The sequence below is a fragment of the Bradyrhizobium sp. Leo170 genome, assembly GCF_004296405.1.
Lineage (GTDB): Bacteria > Pseudomonadota > Alphaproteobacteria > Rhizobiales > Xanthobacteraceae > Bradyrhizobium.
Map to the genome: position 1 here is coordinate 1 of NZ_PSRR01000093.1, position 20,923 is coordinate 20,923.

At 60.7% G+C, this 20,923-nt stretch carries 19 protein-coding genes and 2 pseudogenes; 7 read left to right on the forward strand and 14 right to left on the reverse strand.

The window, feature by feature from the left end; translation table 11 throughout:
• Positions 1–388 (reverse strand): FAD binding domain-containing protein (locus CWO89_RS17635; protein WP_207234505.1); only part of this gene is annotated, 388 nt, incomplete at its 3' end.
• Positions 389–710: 322 nt separating this feature from the next.
• Here CWO89_RS17635 and CWO89_RS17640 point away from each other — a divergent pair.
• The 6 genes from CWO89_RS17640 to CWO89_RS17665 all read left to right on the forward strand — a co-directional run bounded on the left by CWO89_RS17640 (position 711) and on the right by CWO89_RS17665 (position 7,182).
• Positions 711–1,328, forward strand: a complete 618-nt coding sequence (locus CWO89_RS17640; protein ID WP_130580033.1) for a PilZ domain-containing protein — start codon at positions 711–713, stop codon at positions 1,326–1,328.
• Between the two features lie 334 nt (positions 1,329–1,662).
• Positions 1,663–2,289 (forward strand): transglutaminase-like cysteine peptidase, encoded by a 627-nt coding sequence (locus CWO89_RS17645; RefSeq protein ID WP_130580034.1) that lies wholly within the window; start codon positions 1,663–1,665, stop codon positions 2,287–2,289.
• A gap of 968 nt (positions 2,290–3,257) precedes the next feature.
• Positions 3,258–4,811 (forward strand): coiled-coil domain-containing protein, encoded by a 1,554-nt coding sequence (locus CWO89_RS17650; protein ID WP_130580035.1) that lies wholly within the window; start codon positions 3,258–3,260, stop codon positions 4,809–4,811.
• A 70-nt stretch (positions 4,812–4,881) separates the two neighbouring features.
• Positions 4,882–5,925, forward strand: coding sequence for a TAXI family TRAP transporter solute-binding subunit (locus tag CWO89_RS17655; RefSeq protein WP_130580036.1), 1,044 nt, complete (start codon positions 4,882–4,884; stop codon positions 5,923–5,925).
• A gap of 35 nt (positions 5,926–5,960) precedes the next feature.
• Positions 5,961–6,551 (forward strand): hypothetical protein, encoded by a 591-nt coding sequence (locus CWO89_RS17660; RefSeq protein WP_245476351.1) that lies wholly within the window; start codon positions 5,961–5,963, stop codon positions 6,549–6,551.
• Positions 6,552–6,576: 25 nt separating this feature from the next.
• On the forward strand, positions 6,577–7,182 hold the full coding sequence (locus tag CWO89_RS17665) for a DsrE family protein (protein ID WP_245476352.1): 606 nt from the start codon (positions 6,577–6,579) through the stop codon (positions 7,180–7,182).
• A 540-nt stretch (positions 7,183–7,722) separates the two neighbouring features.
• Here the strand turns inward: CWO89_RS17665 and CWO89_RS17670 are convergent.
• The 8 genes and pseudogenes from CWO89_RS17670 to CWO89_RS17705 all read right to left on the reverse strand — a co-directional run.
• Positions 7,723–7,983 carry a hypothetical protein gene (locus CWO89_RS17670; RefSeq protein ID WP_245476353.1) on the reverse strand — a complete coding sequence of 87 codons (261 nt, stop codon included), beginning with the start codon at positions 7,981–7,983 and terminating at the stop codon, positions 7,723–7,725.
• 75 nt (positions 7,984–8,058) lie between these two features.
• On the reverse strand, positions 8,059–8,316 hold the full coding sequence (locus CWO89_RS17675) for a hypothetical protein (protein ID WP_130580038.1): 258 nt from the start codon (positions 8,314–8,316) through the stop codon (positions 8,059–8,061).
• Between the two features lie 154 nt (positions 8,317–8,470).
• The gene (locus CWO89_RS17680; protein ID WP_130580039.1) at positions 8,471–8,812 is read right to left on the reverse strand and encodes a hypothetical protein; all 342 of its coding nucleotides are present in this window, start codon (positions 8,810–8,812) and stop codon (positions 8,471–8,473) included.
• Positions 8,813–8,840: 28 nt separating this feature from the next.
• The gene (locus CWO89_RS17685; protein WP_130580040.1) at positions 8,841–9,134 is read right to left on the reverse strand and encodes a hypothetical protein; all 294 of its coding nucleotides are present in this window, start codon (positions 9,132–9,134) and stop codon (positions 8,841–8,843) included.
• A gap of 141 nt (positions 9,135–9,275) precedes the next feature.
• Positions 9,276–9,563 carry a 30S ribosomal protein S21 gene (rpsU, locus tag CWO89_RS17690; protein WP_130580041.1) on the reverse strand — a complete coding sequence of 96 codons (288 nt, stop codon included), beginning with the start codon at positions 9,561–9,563 and terminating at the stop codon, positions 9,276–9,278.
• Positions 9,564–9,872: 309 nt separating this feature from the next.
• A complete protein-coding gene (locus CWO89_RS17695) occupies positions 9,873–10,082 on the reverse strand; it encodes a cold-shock protein (RefSeq protein WP_130580042.1) in 210 nt (69 codons plus the stop codon).
• A gap of 234 nt (positions 10,083–10,316) precedes the next feature.
• Positions 10,317–10,793: pseudogene (locus CWO89_RS17700) on the reverse strand (autotransporter outer membrane beta-barrel domain-containing protein); the annotation flags it as partial.
• A gap of 161 nt (positions 10,794–10,954) precedes the next feature.
• Positions 10,955–11,173, reverse strand: a pseudogene (locus tag CWO89_RS17705) (IS5/IS1182 family transposase); the annotation flags it as partial.
• 102 nt (positions 11,174–11,275) lie between these two features.
• Here CWO89_RS17705 and CWO89_RS17710 point away from each other — a divergent pair.
• Complete coding sequence (locus CWO89_RS17710; RefSeq protein ID WP_165421212.1) at positions 11,276–13,099, forward strand: ATP-binding protein; 1,824 nt, start codon at positions 11,276–11,278, stop codon at positions 13,097–13,099.
• 248 nt (positions 13,100–13,347) lie between these two features.
• Here the strand turns inward: CWO89_RS17710 and CWO89_RS17715 are convergent, their stop codons facing one another.
• From CWO89_RS17715 to CWO89_RS17735, 5 genes are all read right to left on the reverse strand, one after another.
• The gene (locus CWO89_RS17715) at positions 13,348–16,503 is read right to left on the reverse strand and encodes an AAA family ATPase (RefSeq protein WP_130580045.1); all 3,156 of its coding nucleotides are present in this window, start codon (positions 16,501–16,503) and stop codon (positions 13,348–13,350) included.
• Between the two features lie 65 nt (positions 16,504–16,568).
• On the reverse strand, positions 16,569–17,888 hold the full coding sequence (locus CWO89_RS17720; protein ID WP_130580046.1) for a catalase: 1,320 nt from the start codon (positions 17,886–17,888) through the stop codon (positions 16,569–16,571).
• On the reverse strand, positions 17,885–19,306 hold the full coding sequence (locus CWO89_RS17725; protein ID WP_130580047.1) for a Dyp-type peroxidase: 1,422 nt from the start codon (positions 19,304–19,306) through the stop codon (positions 17,885–17,887). The genes CWO89_RS17720 and CWO89_RS17725 overlap by 4 nt, the downstream gene beginning before the upstream one ends.
• 30 nt (positions 19,307–19,336) lie before the next feature.
• Complete coding sequence (locus CWO89_RS17730) at positions 19,337–19,930, reverse strand: hypothetical protein (RefSeq protein ID WP_130580048.1); 594 nt, start codon at positions 19,928–19,930, stop codon at positions 19,337–19,339.
• 26 nt (positions 19,931–19,956) lie between these two features.
• Positions 19,957–20,559 carry a hypothetical protein gene (locus tag CWO89_RS17735; protein WP_130580049.1) on the reverse strand — a complete coding sequence of 201 codons (603 nt, stop codon included), beginning with the start codon at positions 20,557–20,559 and terminating at the stop codon, positions 19,957–19,959.
• Between the last annotated feature and the right edge of the window lie 364 nt (positions 20,560–20,923).

The window sequence follows — 20,923 nt, forward strand, 5'->3', positions numbered from 1 at the left end:
CGATCATCGCGGGCACGCTGTCGCCGGCCGGCGAGGCATTGCAGAGATTGCCGCCGGCGGAGGCGCGGCCCTGCACTTGCGTGGAGCCGATCAGGTTCACCGCTTCCAGCACGCCGGGCCAGATCTGCCTGAAGCGCGGGTGCTCGGCCAGCACGGCGCCCGGGACCGCGGCGCCGATGCGGAAGCCGCCATCGGAAAGCTCTTCGACGGCAGTGAGTTCCGCAACTTTCTTGATGTCGACGATCAGGCCCGGTTGCACCGCGCCCGAACGCATCTGCACCAAGAGATCCGTGCCGCCGGCCAGGATGCGCGCGGCGCTGCCCGCCGCTGCATAAGCGCCGACCGCTTCATCAAGCGTCTGCGGCGCGACGTATCGGATATCGGTCATGCTCGTGTCCGATGCCTCCCTCGTTGTTTGTTGCCTGCCCTCTACGAGGCCTCGTGAGAAGAGTACACGCCGGCATGCCATCGGAACAGCCTCCGAGCCCGGACGAAGTGGCGCCCTCCCATGCGCAAAGGGAATTTGCACGCCGCCGCCTTCACACAAAACGGTCATGATCCGCGCGGTCGCGGACGTTCACCGGCGGCGCGGATTGCGCCCATCGGTCGCGTGCGTGCCCATACTTGATGCAACCGCGGCTAACCGCTCATTAACCCTGTCAGCCGTAGGGTTCAGCCCACGCCGGAAGGCCGGTTGTCGGGTGGCGGTGATGTCGTTTGCACAAAAGAAACCTACGGTCTTCCCGGCACAGGAGGAACGGCGGCGCTTCCAGCGCGTCAAGGTGCACCTGCTCGGCCGCTACATGCTGCCCGACCGCCGCGAGTTTCCTTGCCAGATTATTAACATGTCCCCGGGCGGGCTCGCGCTGCTGGCGCCCGGCATCGGCAATGTCGGCGACCGCGTGATCGCCTATCTCGACCATATCGGCCGCGTCGAGGGCAGGATCACCCGCATCATCGACAACGGCTTTGCGATGACGATCGTCTCGACGCCGCGCAAGCGCGACAAGCTCGCCGCACAGCTCACCTGGCTCGCCAACCGCGACATCCTCAATCTGCCGGAAGACCGCCGCCACGACCGCATCGTGCCGCGCAACCCGATCGCGCTGCTCACGCTTGAGGACGGCAGCAAGATGACCTGCCGCATCATCGACCTCTCGCTGTCGGGCGCGGCGATCGCCGCCGAGAACCGGCCGCCGCTGAAGTCGCTGGTCATGCTCGGCCGCGTGCAATCGCGCGTGGTGCGAAACCTCGACGACGGCTTTGCGCTGGAGTTCGTCCACGAGCAGGCCGCCGAGACGCTCGAAGACGCGGTTACCGCGCGGTAAAGCCCGCGACGCTCAAATCTCCTGATTTTCAGCCCGAATGAGGCGGCATCCGCGATGGCGGACGCCGCCTTTGCCTTGTCTGGCGTCCTCCGCACGCGGTTAACGCGGGCGGATTTCGCGGCGAGAAAGACCTGCTGGCACGGCGTCAAGGTCGTTAACGCGTAAAATTTGAATCAATTGCAGTTGTCTCGAATTTTAGTCGAGTTCGCTTCAAGTATAGATCGAATTTGCCACCAGCTTTACTTGCATTCACGTCAAATCACCTTTGCTGACTTAGCCGCACCGCAAAACCTTTGTGCGAAACGTGGTCCCAACAAGAAAAACGGGGGCCACGATGGTTTTCAGGGGACAGGGGAAAGGATGGGCGGTTGCCGCCATCCTGTTCGGATTGAGCGTCACTACCAGCGTCGCGGCGAAAGCAGGCGACGTGGTCTATGCCAGCCTCGGCGATGCGACGCGTTCGCCGATCGGCTGGGTCGAATTCTGCGCCGACAACCCGGGCGATTGCCGCGGCGGCGCGACGCAACCGCGCGACATCGTGCTGTCGCAGACGGCATGGCGCGATCTGTTGCGGGTCAACAAATGGGTCAACGAGACCATCAAGCCGATGACCGACATGGATCATTGGGGGGTGATCGAGAAATGGTCGTTGCCGACGGACGGCTACGGCGACTGCGAGGACTACGTGCTCCTGAAGCGCAAGATGCTGATCGACGCCGGCTGGCCGCGCGAGGCGCTGTTGATCACTGTCGTGCGCGACAAGAAGGGCGAAGGCCACGCGGTGCTCACGGTGAAGACCGACAAGGGCGAGTTCATCCTCGACAACCAGAACGAGGACGTCGTCGCCTGGACCGCAACCGGCTACCGCTTCGTCAAACGGCAGTCGCAGAGCGATCCTAACGTCTGGGTCTCGCTCGGCGACAACCGCCCGGCGGTCGCCACCGCCAGCTCGCGGCAATAAGGGAACATCGAACACGCGACCCGGTCACATCCCCACCCCTCCCCGTCCCAGACCGGTTCGCGCGCGGCCAGCCATCCCCCAATGGCTGGCCGCAACTTTTGGGCCTGCACGTGTGTAACGGTCATGAAACAATCGGTGGATGACGAAACCGTTTCCGGCTTGGTCGAAATTCTGCGGAAACGGGCGCGGACTATTTTCGTGTCGGGTGCTGGAGAACGACGATCCGAAGGGTATTGCGGGGACTGCTTTTTGAGGTGCGCCATGCGTGAAGAATTTGCCTCTTACAGCTTTCTCGCCGTCACCATTGCCGGGATCGTCCTGTTGTGCTCAGGCCTCGTCGCGCTTGCGCTGACGTGATCGACGCCGGCGAGCCCTGGGTCGGGGGTCGATGGCGCCAGCCAGATGCGTCGCCCCTGCTGGGTGAACCATCGCCGTGCCAATCAGTGCTTTGATGCTGCCGGACTCAAGGGCCCAGGCGGCTCGGCGCGCTTGCGCACGATAGCGCCTAGCTGAGGCGCCATGATTGCAGAAAATGACCGCTTATCGGCGAAGGCTGGTGGTCGCAATCCCTGACACCGCCCATCCAACAAGAACAATCCTCGGATTGGCAATATTTTATTTCCCTCTTTCTTCTAATTAAATAATTAAATGATATTTTTATAATAATAGATACTAAACCGCAGGGAACTTGGTTTCACCGCAATGTTCCTGGCGGCGCGCCTTTCCACCGGAATTCCAAGGCTCATTCGGCGGCCTCAAGCCTGAAAACCGCGGCCAGGCCCGATTGACGGAAGCGCGGTGCAACCGCTTCCGTCGAGACACACGTGATTTAATTTGACTTTAAATTATATTTAAATGATGTTTTTCTCCTTGCGACATTAGGGGTGCCGCGACCATCCGAATTGCTGCGGCGTCAGTCCGATTACACGTGGTCTGATTGAATACGAAGACATGCGAAGGCGTCATACATGCGCCGGCCAATTGATACTGCACCAAGGGACGGACAGGATATCTGGGTCGAGAGTGCGACCGGAGCCTTTGATATCGCTCATTGGTCACGTGAGGCGGGCGAATGGCTTTGGAAAAATGGGCATCCCATCAGGATCGCGCCGACGCATTGGTACCCAATAACCGAGGATGTGTTTCAAGAAGACGAATCGAGCGGTCGGCTCCAGGTCGGTCGTGCGGGCCAATGGTTAGCGGGTTCTTTGATCGCCGCAATCCTCGTTGCGGCTGCGCTGATCGGTGTGTTCGACCAATTCAGCGGACCCGAGGTTTCGAAGACGATCGAAGCCGGGCGCGCCGTCGGGCTCAATCTGAAGCCTGAGGTCGCCGGGTGGCAAACGCTCGTTCAGCGCGGAACGACAGCAGTCCTCATGCAGGACACCGACCTTTCACGACAGATGCTGTTGGCGGACACAGTGCAGCGTCGCCAAGCGCTCGACGAAGAGACTTCGCACAGGGACGCACCGGCGGCGGCCACGTCCGCAGAATTACAGCAGTCGCTTTACCAGGAACGCGAAAAATCCGCCGCACTGACGGCCGAACTCGCGAAAGTCCGCGGCGACTTGGAGACGATGCTGGCGCTATCGAGCAAGTTTCAGGACGACGCGATACAGCGCTGGGAGGCTGCGGAAATTGCAGCAGAGGAACTGCGGCAGTCCCTTCAACAGGAACAGGCCCACGCTGCGGCGCTCGCGAACGAACTTGCCGGAACGCGCCGCGAGACCGAGACCCGGGATATACAGTCGCGCAACCCTGACGATGCGACCGCGCAACAGAGACAGACGACCGAGCGCGAGATCGCGGAACTGCGGCAGTCGCTGCAGCAGGAGCAAGAAAAGACCGCCGCCCTCACCCAGGAGGTCGGCGCAGCGCGCCAGGCGATGACAGCGAGTGCCGAGCAGCAACGCCGCGCGCTCGACGAGGCGCAGATGCGTGCCGCGGCACTCGCGAGTGAACTTGCCGGAACGAGCAGCGAGATCGAGACCCAGGCCGCGCAGTCGCAGAAGGCAGTTGATGAAGCCGTCCAGCAGAAGCAGACGGCGGAGGCCACCATCGCGGAACTGCGGCAGTCGCTGCAGCAGGAGCGAAGCAGAACCGAAGCCATGGCACGGGATCTTGCATCGGCGCGGCGCCCCGTCGATGAACGCGTGACCGTGGGCCGCGCAATTGAAGGCCCGATGATGCCGGTGACACAGACCGTGGCAGCCGCCGTATCGGAGCCGCCAACAGCCGCAGACCAGGACAAGGCGGAGGCGGCCCGATTGATCGCGCGCGCCAGCGCGTTGCTCGGCCAGGGCAATATCGGCGCGGCGAGGATAGTGCTCGAGCGTGCCGCCGAGAACGACAATGCGCGGGCAAGTTTTATGCTCGCGGAGACGTATGATCCCGCCGTTTTATCCGCCTGGGGCACCTATGGAACGCGCGGCGAAGCGGCTAAGGCGCGAGAGCTCTACGCGAAGGCACACAGTGGCGGTATTCGCGAAGCCAAGGACCGGCTCGACGCGTTGCCCCGGTGAGAGGATGAGATTGTTGCGTTCCACATGATGACGCTGGCTGCTGCAGTTGGTGATCAAGAGGGGGACTGACATGAACACGCTGCCAAGGCCACGCTCGTTGCTCCTGCTCGCCGTGCTGGTGCTGGTCGCCATGATGCTTCAACCGGCTGACCTGGACGCACAGACCACGCAACCCTCCAAGGGCAATGCACAAGTGGTTCGACGGCCCTTGCCGCTGCAGACCGAAAAAGACCGCATGAACGCTTGGACCGTCGGGCTCGCTGGCGGCTTGCTGGAGGGAGCGCCAATCCGCCTGGCTGCGGAAATGGCCCGCGTGGTCGATGACGGAGCGAACATGCATCTGCTACCGATCGTCACCCGGGGCGCCACCGAGAATCTGAACTCGCTGCTCTATCTGCGCGGCGTCGATACGGCGATCATCAATTCCGACGCGCTCGAAGAGTACAAGATTCAAGTGCCGCAGATCCGAAGCCGCATCACTTACCTGCTCAATCTCTTCCCGTCCGAGCTGCATATTTTCGTCCGACCGGAAATCACAAGCCTGCAGGATCTCGCCGGCAAGAAAGTGAACTTCAACACGAAGGGCACCGCAGCCGCCTATTCGGGACCGCTGATCTTCAGCCGTCTCGGCATCGAGGTCGAGAAGACGTTCATTCCCCATCAGGTCGCCCTGGAACAGATGCGCAAAGGTGAGATGGCGGCGGTGGTGTTCATCACGTCGAAACCGGTCGACGCCTTCGTGCGCGGCCGCTGGGAGGCGGGATTCAAGTTTCTCCCGGTCCAATACGACAGCAAGTTCGAGGACTACTACCTGCCCGCGACACTGGAGACAAATGAGTATCCCAATCTGATCAAGCAGGGCGAGCGGGTATCGACCATCGCAGTGCCGACCGCGCTTGTCGCGTTCAATTGGCCGCCGCGGTCGAACCATTATCAACGCGTCGCGCGCTTCGTCGACTACCTGTTCTCGCGAATCGACCGCCTGCAGGCACCAGGCTTTGACCCGAAATGGCAGTCGATCAATCTCGCAGCGACCGTCCCCGGACTAACCCGCTTCCCGGCCGCGCAGGAATGGCTGGATCACAAGGCGCGCAGCGCACAGGCGCCGCCATGAAGGCTGCTGCTTTTCCCCTCGCTGTCACGTTAAAAATGGCTTGCGGCATCGCCTACGCTCAAGGCACGAACGATCCGATGACAAATCTTCGGGCGTGCTCGGTGATGGAGGGACCGGCCCGGCTACAATGTCTGGACGATCTATCACGTAAGATAGCGCCGCCTGGTCGCCCGGCGCCGTACGACAACTGGCTGCTCAGCGAGACCACATCGCCGGTGGACTATTCGCCCATCGTCACCGCCACCACATCCGCTCGCGGTGACTCGGATGGCACCGCGATGCAACTCGCAATCCACTGCCGCAAAGGCCGCACCGAGCTCGTGCTCGCAGGACCGGCGGTATCAAGCCGTGCCGAGGAATACACCATCTTCTACCGCGTCAATGCGAATCCGCCGGTGCAGCTTGCGGCCGCCTCGCCGTCATTCGGGCCCGGTGCCGCTTTCCGGGGTGACGTCGTGCGTCTGCTGCAATCGTTACCCGAAGAGGGCGGCATCGCTGTCCGTCTTTCCACCCGCAGCGGCGCGGCTCAGGAGGCGCATTTCCTGCTCGGCGGATTGAAGACCGTGCGCGAAAAACTGGCGGCGGCGTGCAAATGGCCACATGCCGTCGCCAGACCAGGCGACTGATGGTCATGGGACAGGGAGAAGCAAGATGATCAGAATCGGAAATCTGGCGATAGCAGCCATTGCCGGCCTAGCGATGTCGCTCCTGATCGCGCCGACCGCGCAAGCGCAGCCAGACGATCAGATGAGGCCGCAAGCGAGTAAGCAGCACCGGGTGAGCACGCAGAAGCAGCCGAGCAGGCAGAAGGACGATCAGACGAGCAAGCACGACCAGGCGAGCAAGCAGAAACTGGTACTGGTGACAAAACCCACCGAGCTCCCCAGGAAGCCGCATCAGCTCCTGCTGCAGGTCAATTCCAACGATCCCGCGATGATGAATCTCGCACTTAACAATGCGACCAACGTCGCGCAATACTACCGCAATCTCGGTGAAGAAGTGTCGATTGAGGTTGTCACGTTTGGCCCTGGCCTTCACATGCTGCGCGATGACACCTCTCCGGTGAAGGCGCGCATCGAGGGGCTCGCAATGAGCAACCCGGAAATCTCCTTCAAAGCCTGCGGCAATACCCAGGAAAACATGCGTAAGGCGGAGAACAAGGATATCAACCTCGTTCCACAGGCGACGATCGTGAAATCCGGCGTCGTCCGCGTCTTGGAGCTGCAGGAACAGGGCTGGAGCTACGTCAAACTGTGAGGCACCGCTCCAGGCCATGGAGGCAAAGGCCGCTGAGCAGGATGTAGCCGTCCCGAGTGGTCTGGACGAGGGCCATGGTCCGCGCCGCTCCCCAGAGCATGATCCGGAAAAGTGGATACCGGTTTTCCGAAAACGAAACCGTTTTCCGGCTTGTCGAAATTCTGCGGAAACGGGCGCCCACTATCTTCGTGTCGGGTGCTGGAGAACGACTATCAAAAGGTATTGCGGGGACGCTTTTTTGAGGTGCGCCATGCGTGAAGAATTTGCCTCTTACAGCTTTCTCGCCGTCACCATTGCCGGGATCGTCCTGTTGTGCTCAAGCCTCGTCGTGCTTGCGCTGACGTGATCGGCGGCGGCGTCTCAACGCCGACCAAAGCCGACGTCTCGCCGGACGCGCATTTTCGCGATGCGAGCAGGTCTCGTACTTCGGCCGAGCCGAACGCCGAAAATGGCGGTCGGCAGACGATCAGCTCAAGATCGTTGCCCTCGGAGCCGACAAGGAAGAGACGCCGCTTGCGCTACGAAGAGCGTCGCGGCGTTTCAGGCATAGGGCGGCACCTCGACCAGCGTCCCAATCAAACGCAACAGGGCTTGGTGCTCGGGTCCATTCACGTTGCTCCGCAAGAACTCGCCCAACTCAATGGGCGACAGCCGACCACCGGAAGGCGCATTCGGCTGATGGAGGATGAAAGCATTGCCGGTCGTCGGTTCGCGCGCAAGGAACCATGCATCGCCGTTTGGACTGCGGTACAGCTCTCTTCTCTCGGGCATAGGGTTGGTTGCTCCTTCGAACAGAGCCAACGGGAACAGCTCTTAGAACTGACACTCGGAAAGCGCTATTCGCCGGCGCATGAGCGATGCTTCAGCGGGCACAGCTTACTTGCTGCGCCTCGATCTGCTCGCAAAATCGCGGTTGGCCTCGCCGGCTGAGCGCTTTTTCTTGTCCGCGACGTTACCAGTCGCCGCCGCTTCCCGAGCCAATCGCTCCGCCTTCAATCGCTCTCGATTTGCATGAAAGGCTTCTTGATTACGTTCATACTCGGACATCGCAACCTTGGTATCCGCTTCCCTGAAGGCCTTTTGGGCCGCTTGCTGAGCTGCGGTGGGCTTCTTCGATTCGTGGGTATAAGTCATCTCCTCCTCCTTCGGCCCTGGCTCCCGACCGGAGGGGCAAGTTGCCGGGGACAAAGATCCGACTCCTGACGGCCATGACGGTTCCAATTTGGCCGAGCGTGCGCCGACGTCGTGGCATCTGCCGAGGAAACACTGGCGGAACTGGAAGTCGCCCTCAATCGCGATGGCCCGCGGAGCCATTCTTGATCTGCCAAATGTACTCGTCGGCAAGCTCCAGGAGCCGGTTGGAGGTTAGCGGGTCCGTAATCTCCCTTGCTAAACGCCGACATTGCTCAACCTTGGCCAAAAGATTGGTCTGCAATTGCCACACCCGCAAATACCGGGCGAGTGAATTCGAAGGCAGGCCGCCCTGCATTTTCTGCGCCGCATCGATTTCCGAAACGGCCGATCGCGCAGCGCTGGAAATTGGTCCTAAAGCGGGATGACTTTTCTTCGAATCGTCATCCCGCTTTAGCTCTTTGTTTGAGCGTGATCTTTTGGGAAAACCGGTGCCCACTTTTCCGGATCATGCTCTAGAAGCGATCTCAGTGTCGAACGTCTTTCAAGCGAACGACGACGCCCGTCGGTTCGGGCTGATGCGTCGTCAACTTTGTAAAGTCCGCGTCGCTCCAATCCGCAAGACTTATTACCTCTCCTTCCTCAGCTTCCATCCCAGGAACTTCGAGCAACTCGAGCACATGCAGCCCCTTGGGGTCGAGAAAGAAGGTATGCTGTCCGAACAATTCGCAAAATTGTGCCACTGCTGGATGATCCTCAGCAAGCACCTGCGCTCGAAACTGAGACAGCGTTTTGGTTATCTGGGCTTGGTTTAACTTCATGGCCTATCCCTGATCTTTAGCGCCTAAGTGCGCGTCGTCTGCCCCTCCTCGTCCATAGCTCACGACCTCACCAGGCGTCTGCGTTACACGGAGCCGCGGCGAATACGGCGCCAGCGGACGACGATCCGCTTCGCACGCTTGTTAGGTCCCTCGTGTGCCGCTAGTAACGGCGGGCAGCACTTGCGGACGCTTGCTCAAGACTCTTTCCTTTTTGGGTGGCGCGGCGATGAGCCCGTCGCGGATGGCCTGTTTCCGAGCAAGCTTGCGGGCACGGCGCACGGCGTCAGATTTCTCCCTGGTCTTTTTTTCCGAGGGCTTTTCGTAAGAACGACGACGTTTCATTTCCCTGAACACGCCCTCGCGCTGCATCTTCTTCTTTAGAACTCGAAGCGCTTGGTCGACGTTGTTGTCGCGAACGATTACTTGCACGGTTGTTGCTCCATCAGAGTTGCAGCGCCAGGTTGGCTGAAGTCGCGGCAGCCGAAGCGTTACAACGACTCCTTCGAAGTAAATCCCGCCCGTCTAAAGCGCGATGAGATGAGGATGAATCATCATCGCGCTTTAGGTTATTGTTTGAGCATGATCTTTTCGGAAAACCGCTTCGCACTTTTCCGGATCATGCTCTGGCGATCTAAATTGAAGGGACAGATTGCCCTTCGCGCGCAAAAGCCCGCTCAATCCCGAGATCGAGCGGGTCGCACAGTCATCCCAGTACATCCGTGGAATGACGAAAGCTGCTTACGCCAGCGAGAGGTTCTCGGCGCTGACCTTGCCACGCTTCGGGTCGGTCTTGACTTCGAAGTTCACTCGCTGCCCCTCAGCGAGTCCATGAAGCCCGGCCCGCTCGACCGCGCTTATGTGGACGAACACATCGGTTCCGCCATCATTCGGCTGAATAAATCCAAAACCCTTTTGCCCGTTGAACCACTTCACCGTACCTGTCGCCATAACATTTCTCCAAAGCGCAAACGCGCGCCTCGCGTGGATTCGCACGATCCCCAAACTCAATCCGACGATGTCTCTGGAAAAGGGCCGCCTGGACCATTCAACAAGGCACAACGGCTAATCGAATAACAGCAAGGTATACACTTTCTTCGAGAACACAAGGGTTCCTTCAAGGGTTCTTTTTTCGGCCGCGCGAGGTCGCGCTTGCGTTGACGTGATCGCTGCCCGGCGCCTACCTCACCAGCTATATTTGACGACGCCCTTGCCGGCGTAGCTGGTGACGTTGCCGGAAAACTCGCCTTCGAATGTTGCGGCGAGCGAGAAGCCGTTCAGCCACTTCTGCTCGGCGCTGGCGCTGACGAGCGCGGAATCGGGATCCGGCCGCGCGCCGTTCACGACAAAGCTTGTGCCCGGCAGCGACTGGAAGATCGCACTCACCGCGCGGTCGGGATTGTAGTCATGCGCCCACGCCAGCCGGCCGCGCAGCGTCAGCACGCCATCCTCCATGGCGAACGACTTGTCGGTGCGCAGGCCGAGCTCTGTGCGGGTGTCGGTCGTGGTCTGGGCGCCATAGTTCAATGCGAACAGGCCAGCACCGACGAGGCTCCGCTCGGCATAGGCCGGCAGATCAAGGCTGATCACCTGGACCGCGGCGTAGGGCGTGATGCCGATCAGAGGTGTCGCGAACCGGTAGCCGCCTTCGAAGGCCCCGGATGTGCTGCAGTGCGCCGCACTTTGTTGCGGCGCATACGTCAGCAAATGCCACCTTTCGGACTGCGAGCCATTGTCCGACCAGCGTCCGAAATGCACACCAAAGCAGGCGCCCGCCCGCACACTCTGAATTTATGGATTCACGCCCTGGGTCCTGTGGACACTTATCGCATCAATAAGACGATGGCTGCGATGGTGACGACGGCGCGGTAGTTTCGGGCAGTCCTTTCGAAACGGGTTGCGACGCGACGGAATTGCTTGAGTTTTGAGAAACAGCACTCCACGAGATGCCGCTCGGCATAGAGATGCTTGTCGAGCGGATATTTAAGCGCGCGTGATGGGTTGTTGGGGATGACGGCGAGCGCGCCTTTGGCGGCGATGGCCCTGGCGCATGTGCTGACGCGCGCTCTGGGCTGCGTGCTATTCTCCCCCAGGCCCCGTCACCGGTTGTGACGATCAGTATTGGGGCTTCTCGGGCGATGGAGATGACCTTGTCTCGCAAATGGACGAAGAGTCGAACGCGAGGTTGCAAGCTTCACCTGACCAAAACGAAGGCGCGGTTTGGTCGAGTTCGCCAGATCCGCGCCGATCTCGAACGACAGCTTGAAGCATGCAAACGGGAGACCGCCAACGTGCGGGAGCGCCTGATCGAGGCTACGAAGCAGCAAACTGCCACCTCCGAGATGCTGCGCATCATCTCGGATTCGCCGCTTCAGTCGGTGCTGGACGCGGTGGCCGAACATGCCGCACGCCTGTGCGACTCGAACAATGCGGAGATCTACCGCCTGGAGAACAACCTTCTTCGCTTGGTGGCTTCATACGGGGAACTTCCGGTGCATATTCAAGCCCGTGAGGGATTTCCTTTAAATCGCGACAGGGTGATAGGACGAGCCATATGTGATCGGCGGTCGATTCATGTCCACGATCTCGCGGCAGAGAATAGCGAGTTCCCGTCGGGCAGCAGTGACGCAAAACGCCAGGGACATCGCACCACGCTCGGAACACCGTTGCTGCGTGAGCGGACCCCTATTGGAGTCATTCTGTTCCGGCGATGGGAGGTCCGACCATTCTCCGACAACCAGATCGCGCTTCTCGAGACCTTCGCCGACGAAGCGGTGATCGCGATCGAAAACGTGCGCCTGTTCGAAGCCGAGAAGCAACGCACACTGGCGCTTGCCCACGCCAACCGCAATTTGCAGGAGAGCGAGGCGAAGTATCGGTCAGCCATTGACGGAATAGCAGGTCTCGTTGCGATCATGGCCCCCAATGGTGAACTCGAAACCGTCAATCGCCAAATCATCGAGTATTTCGGCCGCCCGCGGGAAGAGCTGACGACCTGGGAAACAAGCGATGCCGTACATCCTAAAGACCTTCCCCGCATCCTTGAGCTTTTTAAGAGATCAATCGCCGCCGGTGCTCCCTTCCATTACGAACTGCGCCTGCGGCGGTTCGACGGCGAATATCGGTGGTTTGAAAACCGCGGTGTCCCAATTCGCGATGAGTCCGGACTCATCGTGCGCTGGTTCATCCTGCTGGTGGACATCGAGGATCGCACACGAGCGCTGGAACGAATGCAGCAGATGCAATCGGATTTCGCCCACATGAACCGCGTGAGCATGATGGGAGAATTGGCTGCCTCACTGTCTCACGAGATCACGCAACCGATCGCCGCGGCACACATCAACGCCTGTGCCGCCCTGAATTTTTTGGGCAAACAGCCGCCAGATCTGAGTGAAGCCAGGCAGGCGTTGGGCTGTATCGTGCGCGATTCCGATCGCGCTAGAGACATCGTCGGCCGCATCCGTGAGCAGATCAAGAAAACGCCTCCGCGAAAAGAGCGATTCGATCTCAATGCGGCAATCAATGAGGTGATCGTGTTGGCGCGAAGCGCAACCATCAGGAATGGTGTCTCGGTTCAGACGCGCCTTGCGGAAGGCTTGCTTCCTGTTCATGGGGATCGTGTTCAATTGCAACAAGTCTTCCTGAACCTGATCCTGAACGCGGTTGAAGCAATGGGCTCGGTTGAGGCGGGGGCGCGAGAGCTGTCGATCAGCACCGAGCAAGACCACACCGGGGTCGTCGTGGCCGTACGCGATTCCGGACCGGGCATCGATCCTCACCATCTCGAGCGCGTTTTCGAGGCCTTCTACACCACGAAGTCCAATGGAACGGGGATGGGACTGTCAATCTGCCGGTCCATCATTGAGGCTCATGGCGGCCGGCTATGGGCAGAAGCGAATGAACCTCGCGGCGCCGTATTTCAGTTCACTGTGCCCGGCGTGGGACAGGAACACAGGCTGCGTGCTTAAGGGCGAGAAGCCTGCTGATCTGCCGATCCTGGACTCCATAGCTTGAGTTCATCAATCAATCTCAAAGCAGCCAAGGCGCTCGGCTTGACTGTCGGGCCTCGCTACTTGCCGGCGCCAACGAGGTGATCGAACAACGAACAATTTTGCCGCGATTGGTCACGGCAGCGCCTGGCCCTTTCGGGCTCCAGGCGATGCCTGGCCAGGGTCCGAAACGGACACCACAGCGGACATCCGCCGGCACTCTGAATTTACGAGTTCACGCCCGAACTCAGTTGCTGCAGCAGATCATCCGCCTGCCGCAGATCGGCCGATGTCTCGGCGGAGGAGAATTTCGCTCGCGCTGATGCGAGCACGTCTCGTGCCTCGGTCAGGCTACGCCGGCTCTTGTTCCTGTTCATGAGAAGGCGCGCGAGGTCGATTGCGGTGCGCAATTCCCAGCCGACGGATTCGAGCTTTCTCGCATAGGCAAGCGAGCGCCTGAACAGGCGGATGGCGGCAGCGTCGTCGCGATGCGGTTCGGCGTGCAGCAGCGAACCGTGGATCCGGTAGATCTCCGGGGCCAGCCAGCGTTCGCCGGTCTGCTTGATCAGGGACTCGGCCGAAGTCACCAATGCGAGCGCCCTGTCCTTCTGCCCGATCCGTCCGAACTCGGTGGCGAGCAGAGCCTTGTAGAGCGGCATCTGAATACATCGATTCTCCGCCGGCAGTCTGCCGATCAGGCCGGAGAGCTTCTCAAGCACGACCGGCGCGGGGCCGCGCGCCGCCAGCGCCGAGGTGGCCCATAGCGGACCGATGACCTGGTACATCGGATAGCCGTAGTCGGCGGCGACCTTCATCCCGTGCTCGACGCAGGCCAGATTGGCTGCAAGGTCTCCGTCATACCAGTGATCGCCGACGCCAAGGATGTGGGCGAGCGCGATCATGAAGGGATGGCCGATCTCGTTCGCCAGCCGCCTTGCAGATTCACAGCACTCCCTGGCCCGGTTGGGACGGCCGAGCAGCCATTCGATGTGTCCGGAATAGACGAGCGCAACGACCAGAGGATCGTGCTGATAGGTTTGAACCAGCTTGCCGTGCTCACGCGGATTGTAGCGCGCTTCAATCGCGACAGCCAATTCGCGCGCTTCATTCAGACGGCCGGTGAAGAAATTGACGATCAGCGCCGCGGTGGACGCCATCAGGATGGCCTCATCGTCGCGCCACTCCTCGGCTCGCCGGAGGAAATCCTGCGAATGCTCGAGCACTTTGGTGAGTTCGCAATTGACCAGCTCGGCCACCGCAACACCCCAAAGAACGGCGGTCTTCTCGCGGATCGTGCCATGGCTGCCGGAGAGCTTCAGCGCCCGATGATAGGGCTCGTAGACGTTCGGATCGGACCAGCCCGCAATCGCGGTGTATGCCATCGCAAGGTTGGATTGCAGCGCGATCTCGGCCTCGTAGCGGCGCGACGAAGCTGATAGCCTCGACAGCAAAGAGAGGCCCTCGCGCAGATGCGCCACCGCCTCCTTGGTGGCCGATCGGCTGAGCGCGGACTTGCCCGCCTGCAGCCAGGCGTCGATGGCCTCCGGAATGTTTTCCGCCTGCGCGTAGTGATAGCCCAGCACGGCGGGATCGCTGCTCTCCCCGATGTCGGCCTGCTGACGCAGCCAGGACGCTGCGCGTGCGTGCAGCTTGCGCCGATCCTCCTTCAGTAGCGAGGAATACGCCGCTTCCTGAATCATCGCGTGTTTGAAAGCGTACAACGTGCCTTCCTCTTCGTTGATGCGATACACGATCCCGGCCCGCTCCAGAGCCTCAAGCGCTGATATCAGCGACTCGTCCTGATCCGGAAGCAGGCTGAAAATGCCGCGATAGTCGAACTGCCGACCGAATACGGAGGCGATCTGGGCCACGCGCTTGGCGGTCCCCAGCCGGTCAAGACGCTCCATCAGGGAATCGTGGACACTTGCCGGCACCAGCGGCCCCGGCAATTTGCCGTGGTCGGTGGCGCTCTCGATCGCCCCGGAATCCACCACCGCTCGCGTGAACTCCTCGATGAAGAGCGGCACGCCGTCGGTCCTCTCGACAATCTGGCTGGTGATCCGCGGAAGAAACTCGATGCCGGCAACGGCGGCAACCATCCGCTCGCACTCGTCTGCTGCAAGCTTTTGCAGAGTGATGCGCTTGATGGTCGGACCCGATAGCCAGCCAGCCTCGTAGTCGTCGCGGTGCGTGACCAGATACAGGACGCGCTCGCGCGCGCAGCGGGCGATCACCCGCGAGAGAAGGTCGACGCTCGTCGGATCGATCCACTGGACATCCTCGACGATGAACAGGACGGGCTTCCTTCGTGACGCCGCAACGAGAACCTCGATTATCACCTGGAAGGCACGCGCACGCTCGGAAGGAGAACGGAGATCGGCAGGCTCGTATCCTTCGCACGCCGGTATCGACAGCAGTGACCCGTAATAGGGAAGCGCCTGCCCGACATCGAAACCGGCTCTCCCCAGCAGATGACGCAATTTCGCCAGCGATAGCCGCGGGTCGTCGGTTTCGTGGATGCCCGTTGCGCGCTTCAGCCGCTCGATTTCCGGCGCAAGTGGCGAATTGACGTGAAACGGCGAGCACTGAACGGAGAGAACATCAACCGCGGATCGGTCGAGCGAGCTTCTGAACTCGCGGATCAGGCGCGACTTGCCGATGCCGGGCTCGCCGGAGATGACGCCGACGCGCCCTGCTCCGCCAAGGCTCTGCTCCCACAGCTCGGCCAGCAGCGCGCGTTCATCGTATCGGTTGATCATCGGCGGCAGCGGCAAGGTTCGCGCGCGGTCGAACCTGCTCTCGCCCGGCGAAACGCCGTTCACGCGCCAAGACTCGGCCGGCTCCTCGACGCCCTTCAGCCGGCGCTTGCCCAGCGGCTCGCAATCGAACATGCCGCGGATCAACTCATAGGTGCCTGAACCGATGACCACCGCGTTCTCGCCGGCGAGACCTTGAAGCCGGGCCGCGACATGCACCGAGCTGCCGAACACTTCCCGCCGCTCGGAGGGCTCGCCCGGCACGCTGCCGACGACCACCGGACCGGTGTTGACCCCGATCCTCACCCGCAGCCGGAGGAAGCTGCCATCCGACATCTGGAATTCCCGCTCCTTGATGGCGGCGGTGATGGCGAGCGAGGCGCGCACCGCGCGCTCGGGATCGTTTTCGTGCGCCTGCGGGACGCCGAAATAGGCGAGCAGTCCGTCGCCGATCATTCTGGCGATGTGACCGCCATAGCGGCAAATCTGCTCGTTGCAGAGATCGCGATAGGTCCGGATGACCGCGAAGAACTCCTCGGGATCGATCCGCTCGCTCAGCGGCGTCGAGCCGATGAGATCGACGAACACGACGGTAAGCTGTCGGCGCTCAGCCTGCAGCCCTGCCATCTCTGCGTTTGGCAGCGCCGCAACCAGCCGAGGTCCATCAAATTGGTCCGGTTTCGCCTGCCCGCTCAAGGTCCAACCATGTTGAGCTTCCGCCGTACCTGCAGGGACGCAAGGTACACGGCAAGCCGCATCCGGTTGATGCTACCGAGAGGTCGGTGCTGCTGCAAGCAGTTCCACGGGCTGAACATCATGCGTTCGCCATCGAAAACCCGATCCGGCGTTAGGAAATTCTGCCTTGGAATCCTGATTTCTCCGATCGACACGGTCCGATCCTGGGGACGGGTCCACTGCAGGAGAGCGTTCTCGACCTCTTCCGGTTTGGCCGAATGGCGCACCCGCACCGCGAAATCGAACACGATATCATCTCCAGGTGGAGTCGGATTGAGATCGCGAAGCATCGCCTCCTGGAGGAAATTGTCGGGTCGCGATCCGAAAAAGAAATTCCACCACGATGGGACATCGTTCCGAGCCGGCACGGGACTGACGAGGTAGCGCACCACATGCTCCTCACCTAACAAATAGGGTGACATGCTATGATAGGTCGCAGTCAGCGGATTGCCGATCCTGACGAGAGCGGTGCGACCAAACGTGTAGAACTGGCGCGGATTGCGAACGGCAAACACGATCCATTTGAGGAGCCGCTTAAACTTTTCGCGCCAGGTCCCACTCGGCGCCGCAACGGCTTCCATCAACTCGGAATAGTCGACCACATCCTTGCAGAAGAACACCGGGAAGCTGCTCAGCAAGAAATCGTGCTCGCCGGCCGGCGTTCTGCCGGGCTCGAGGCCACGCAGAATGGATTCGCCCGCGACGTCGTAAAGCTTGATCGACATGCCGCGACCGTCAGGCTTGCGGTCGCTCTGTGGCTGTCCCTGTCCGTTGGAGAGCCGGACGATGGTCCGATAGCGGGCCCCCGGCCGAAACAGCGGTGTCGAGAACTCTGCCGGAAGATCGTCGCGGACGATGAACTCCGCATCGACGCATCCATGGGCCTTGGCGTGCTGGTCGCGCATCGCACAGGCAGAACGGTCCGAGGCCTTCATCTCACAGTAGTTCTTGACGACCAGGTTTGCGGCAATACGCGCCATGTTGGCGATCAGCGTTGCCTCGCCAGGCACGGCGCGCTCGAATTTCGTGAGCGGCATCGGCCGGTCCTGCAGCTCCAGCGCGTTCGCGAGTTCTTCATATCTTGCCGGCGTCGCCTCTGAACTCCGCGCCGGTGCCGAAGCGGATTGCGCGGAGCCGCGGGCCATTTGCCAGAATCGCTGGAAGTCCCGGAACACGCGGAACGACTGAACGATCAGATCTTCCCGCTGCGCCTGCGCGAAAGAAACCGCGCCGCTTCGACGGCCGCGCAGCCATTGTTGGATCGTGTCCCGATTCATGCGACGTCAACTCCGCCGGACGCCAAAAGACCGAGCGCGGCCAGACTCGGAACGAAGAAATAGTCGCCGCCTTTGGTCGTGACGAAGCGCGGGATGTCGAAGCAGATGAACGGTCGTCGTCCCGTGGCTTCGTCACCCGGGATCATCATTTGCGCGCTTTGACGACCGCCGATGGTTGGACGATTGCCGGCGATCGGATCGGTGTCGTTGCCCTGCTCGAAATCGTCGCCGAAATTCATCCATTTCTGCTGCACGAACTCGAACTGGTCGAAGCCGGAATTGAGCGCAATGAAAATGATGCCGCGCTTTTCCTGGCTCTCGGCTTCCTCCTCCTTGCCCGGTGGCAGGAATTTGCCATAGGCGATTCCGCGCCGGATCAACCGGTGTCGGCTCATCGTCTTGCCGCCGAAGCCAAACGCATCGCGCGGGTTGGCACGCCGCACATGCGCACCAAGCGGACAGCGTGCGCCTGCAGGATCGCCGGCGTAGCCGAATGTATTGCGCGTGTCCTCACGAGGGGCGTCGGGGTGTTCGATCAGCGAGGATCCATCCTGCCATCGCCCCATCATCTTGGCGGCAAGAAACTTCTTCGCGCTGACGCCATCCGGCAGAGGACCGGGAATGGTTCGGGCAAATGCGTCCGCCTGATCATCAAGGTAGCGACGGAAACGAACGACGTCCTGTTCCAGCTTGCGGTACACGAGATAGGTGCCATCGTGCGCGAGAAGATGCGGCAGCGGCATGGGAGCCATCTCGCCCCCCTCGCCTGGGTGGCCGAGAAGAAACTCGCCAAGCGGAATCTTGCGAAATCGCCCTTTCTCATCCGGATTGCCAACGTCCTGACGGTCCCTGCCACCGTCGTCGGGCACTCCCTCGATCGCGGGATTGCTCAAGCCGTCGAGGAAACCGAAGTGCTCCTTGCGAGTCTGTTCGCCGTTGATGTGCAGCAGCCCCGCCGGCTGACTGTCCTTCAATTCCTGCACGCCATTCGGCAGCAGATCCCTGAGCTGTTGACAGTGCGCCGCGAGCGCCGGCTCTGTCCGGCCGTAGATCGAGATCAGCATATGAACGCGATGCGTCTTCCAGGGATCGTCCCAGTGCTCCGGCGAACTTTCATCGATGTCACCGAGTTCGTTCGCACGAGGTTTCATGCCCTCCTGAAACTCGCAAGGAAACGTGGCAAGACTTTCCGTAGGCAGGCCAAGGGCGCGGAGGCCTTCAAAGGTGAAGGCGATGTTGAGAGTGGCGTCCGGCTTTGCGCGCCACAGTGCCGGCGTGACGGCGTTGGTCTCGAGCAGCCGCTGGATGAACGCCCTGGCATCATCAGCGTTTTGTATCTCGAAGAACAAGAACTGCGCGTGCGGAAACGAGGCGTAACCGCGAAGAATATTGCCTTGAATATTGGTAAGGTTGAGCATCGCCAGACCCCTGCTCTGATCGTTGCGTACTCACAAATCTCCCGGGGACGGCCTCTCGTTTTGGAGACCCTCCCACATTTGCCTGAACTCTCGTTGGAGCACTTCGGGAGGCCGTGGATTGGTTTGAACAAGCTTGACGAACTCGCCGAGGCGGCGTCGGCACAGCAGCGCCATGAGAATCTCGCCTACGCTCGCCTCAGGCTGGTCCGCCAGAAACAGCGTGGTCTTGAGTTGACACCGCTCGAAATATCCGGAGAGCAGATCGCGCCGATGGATACCCGGGAAGCCAAGACAGCGTCCCCAAATGGTCGCGACTTCGTTCGGGATATTGCTGGCCAGGGCCTGGACCAAAGGATCGACGCTCCCGCCATCGAATTCGCACATGAACACCAGATAATCCGACTTGAGCGCATCGAACTTCGCCGGCGTGCCTTGATAGGCGAGGCGGTCGACAATGAACATTCGCGCCATGTGGATGATCGGCACATGGCTCAAAGGCGAGCCGCGCGGATAGGTTCGCGGGTCATCCAGCGTGCGCAGAAACCCACGCAGATCGTCAGATTGATTGGTTGCAATCGGAAACAGGCCTGTGAAGCCGTACTTCTCACCGTTTTGATTAGCCACGTCGCCAACTCCGTTCGACCGGCCTGCTACACTGGTCCAAATGTACCGAGCTTGTTCTGCACGCTGATCAGCAAGCGATCGAACTCGACCGCAAACCGTTCGGGAGACAGTCCGCTCGAATTCTGAAAAAGCTTCTCGACTTCGTTGCGCAGCTCGAGTGCCGAGCGCACATCGCGCACGGACGCACCCGGATACGCGCTATAGGAATGGTCCGACTCGATCTGGTTGCGCTGGATATAGGCCTTGAGCGGCCCGACCGGACGGGCGAACGGGTATCCGACGCTCCAGAACCAGACAAGGTCGAGCGGTTTGTAGAGCACGTCGGCAAAGGCTTCGATGTAAGGTCCCCAGGGACCGTTGAACGTGCTCAGAAAGAACAAATAATCGTAGTGCAAATTTTCCGCCGGCTGGCTATCGCTCACCCGCGGAAAGCTGTCGCGCTTGACGACAACCCAGTGAACAAAGGGCAGAAACGCCAGCTCCTTCGCCGTGACTTGGGTCGATTTGAAGCGATCGAAGATAGACAGCAGCACTCCGACGACAAGGGTGCCGAAGCGCGTCATCGGCGTTATCACATTGAAAGTAACGGCTTTGCCTAATCCATACTGATTACGTGCGCGATCGGCCATGCAACGTCTCGCCATGAATCATGGTGAACTCGGCGAGACACGCACGCTCGGCCCACCTGTATAATAATACCTTGGAGGATAGTACAACGTCAGGTAATAACGTTACTACTATTATCGAAAGTCGCTGCTCCGTCCAGTGCAATGAATGTTGTCGTGCACAACTGACTCTCGCACATCCGTCATGGATTGCTAATGCCGGCCAGCATCACAGCTCTGTCATACAGCGTGACGATCCATGTGATCGCGCAGTTCAGCGACAGCGTGCCAACGGCTTCGATCACGTGAGCAATCCCGCCAGCGATTGCGCGATGCCGCTCCGGTGAGCAACCTTTCCGGCGCTGGCGTGACCAACCATAGACGTGGT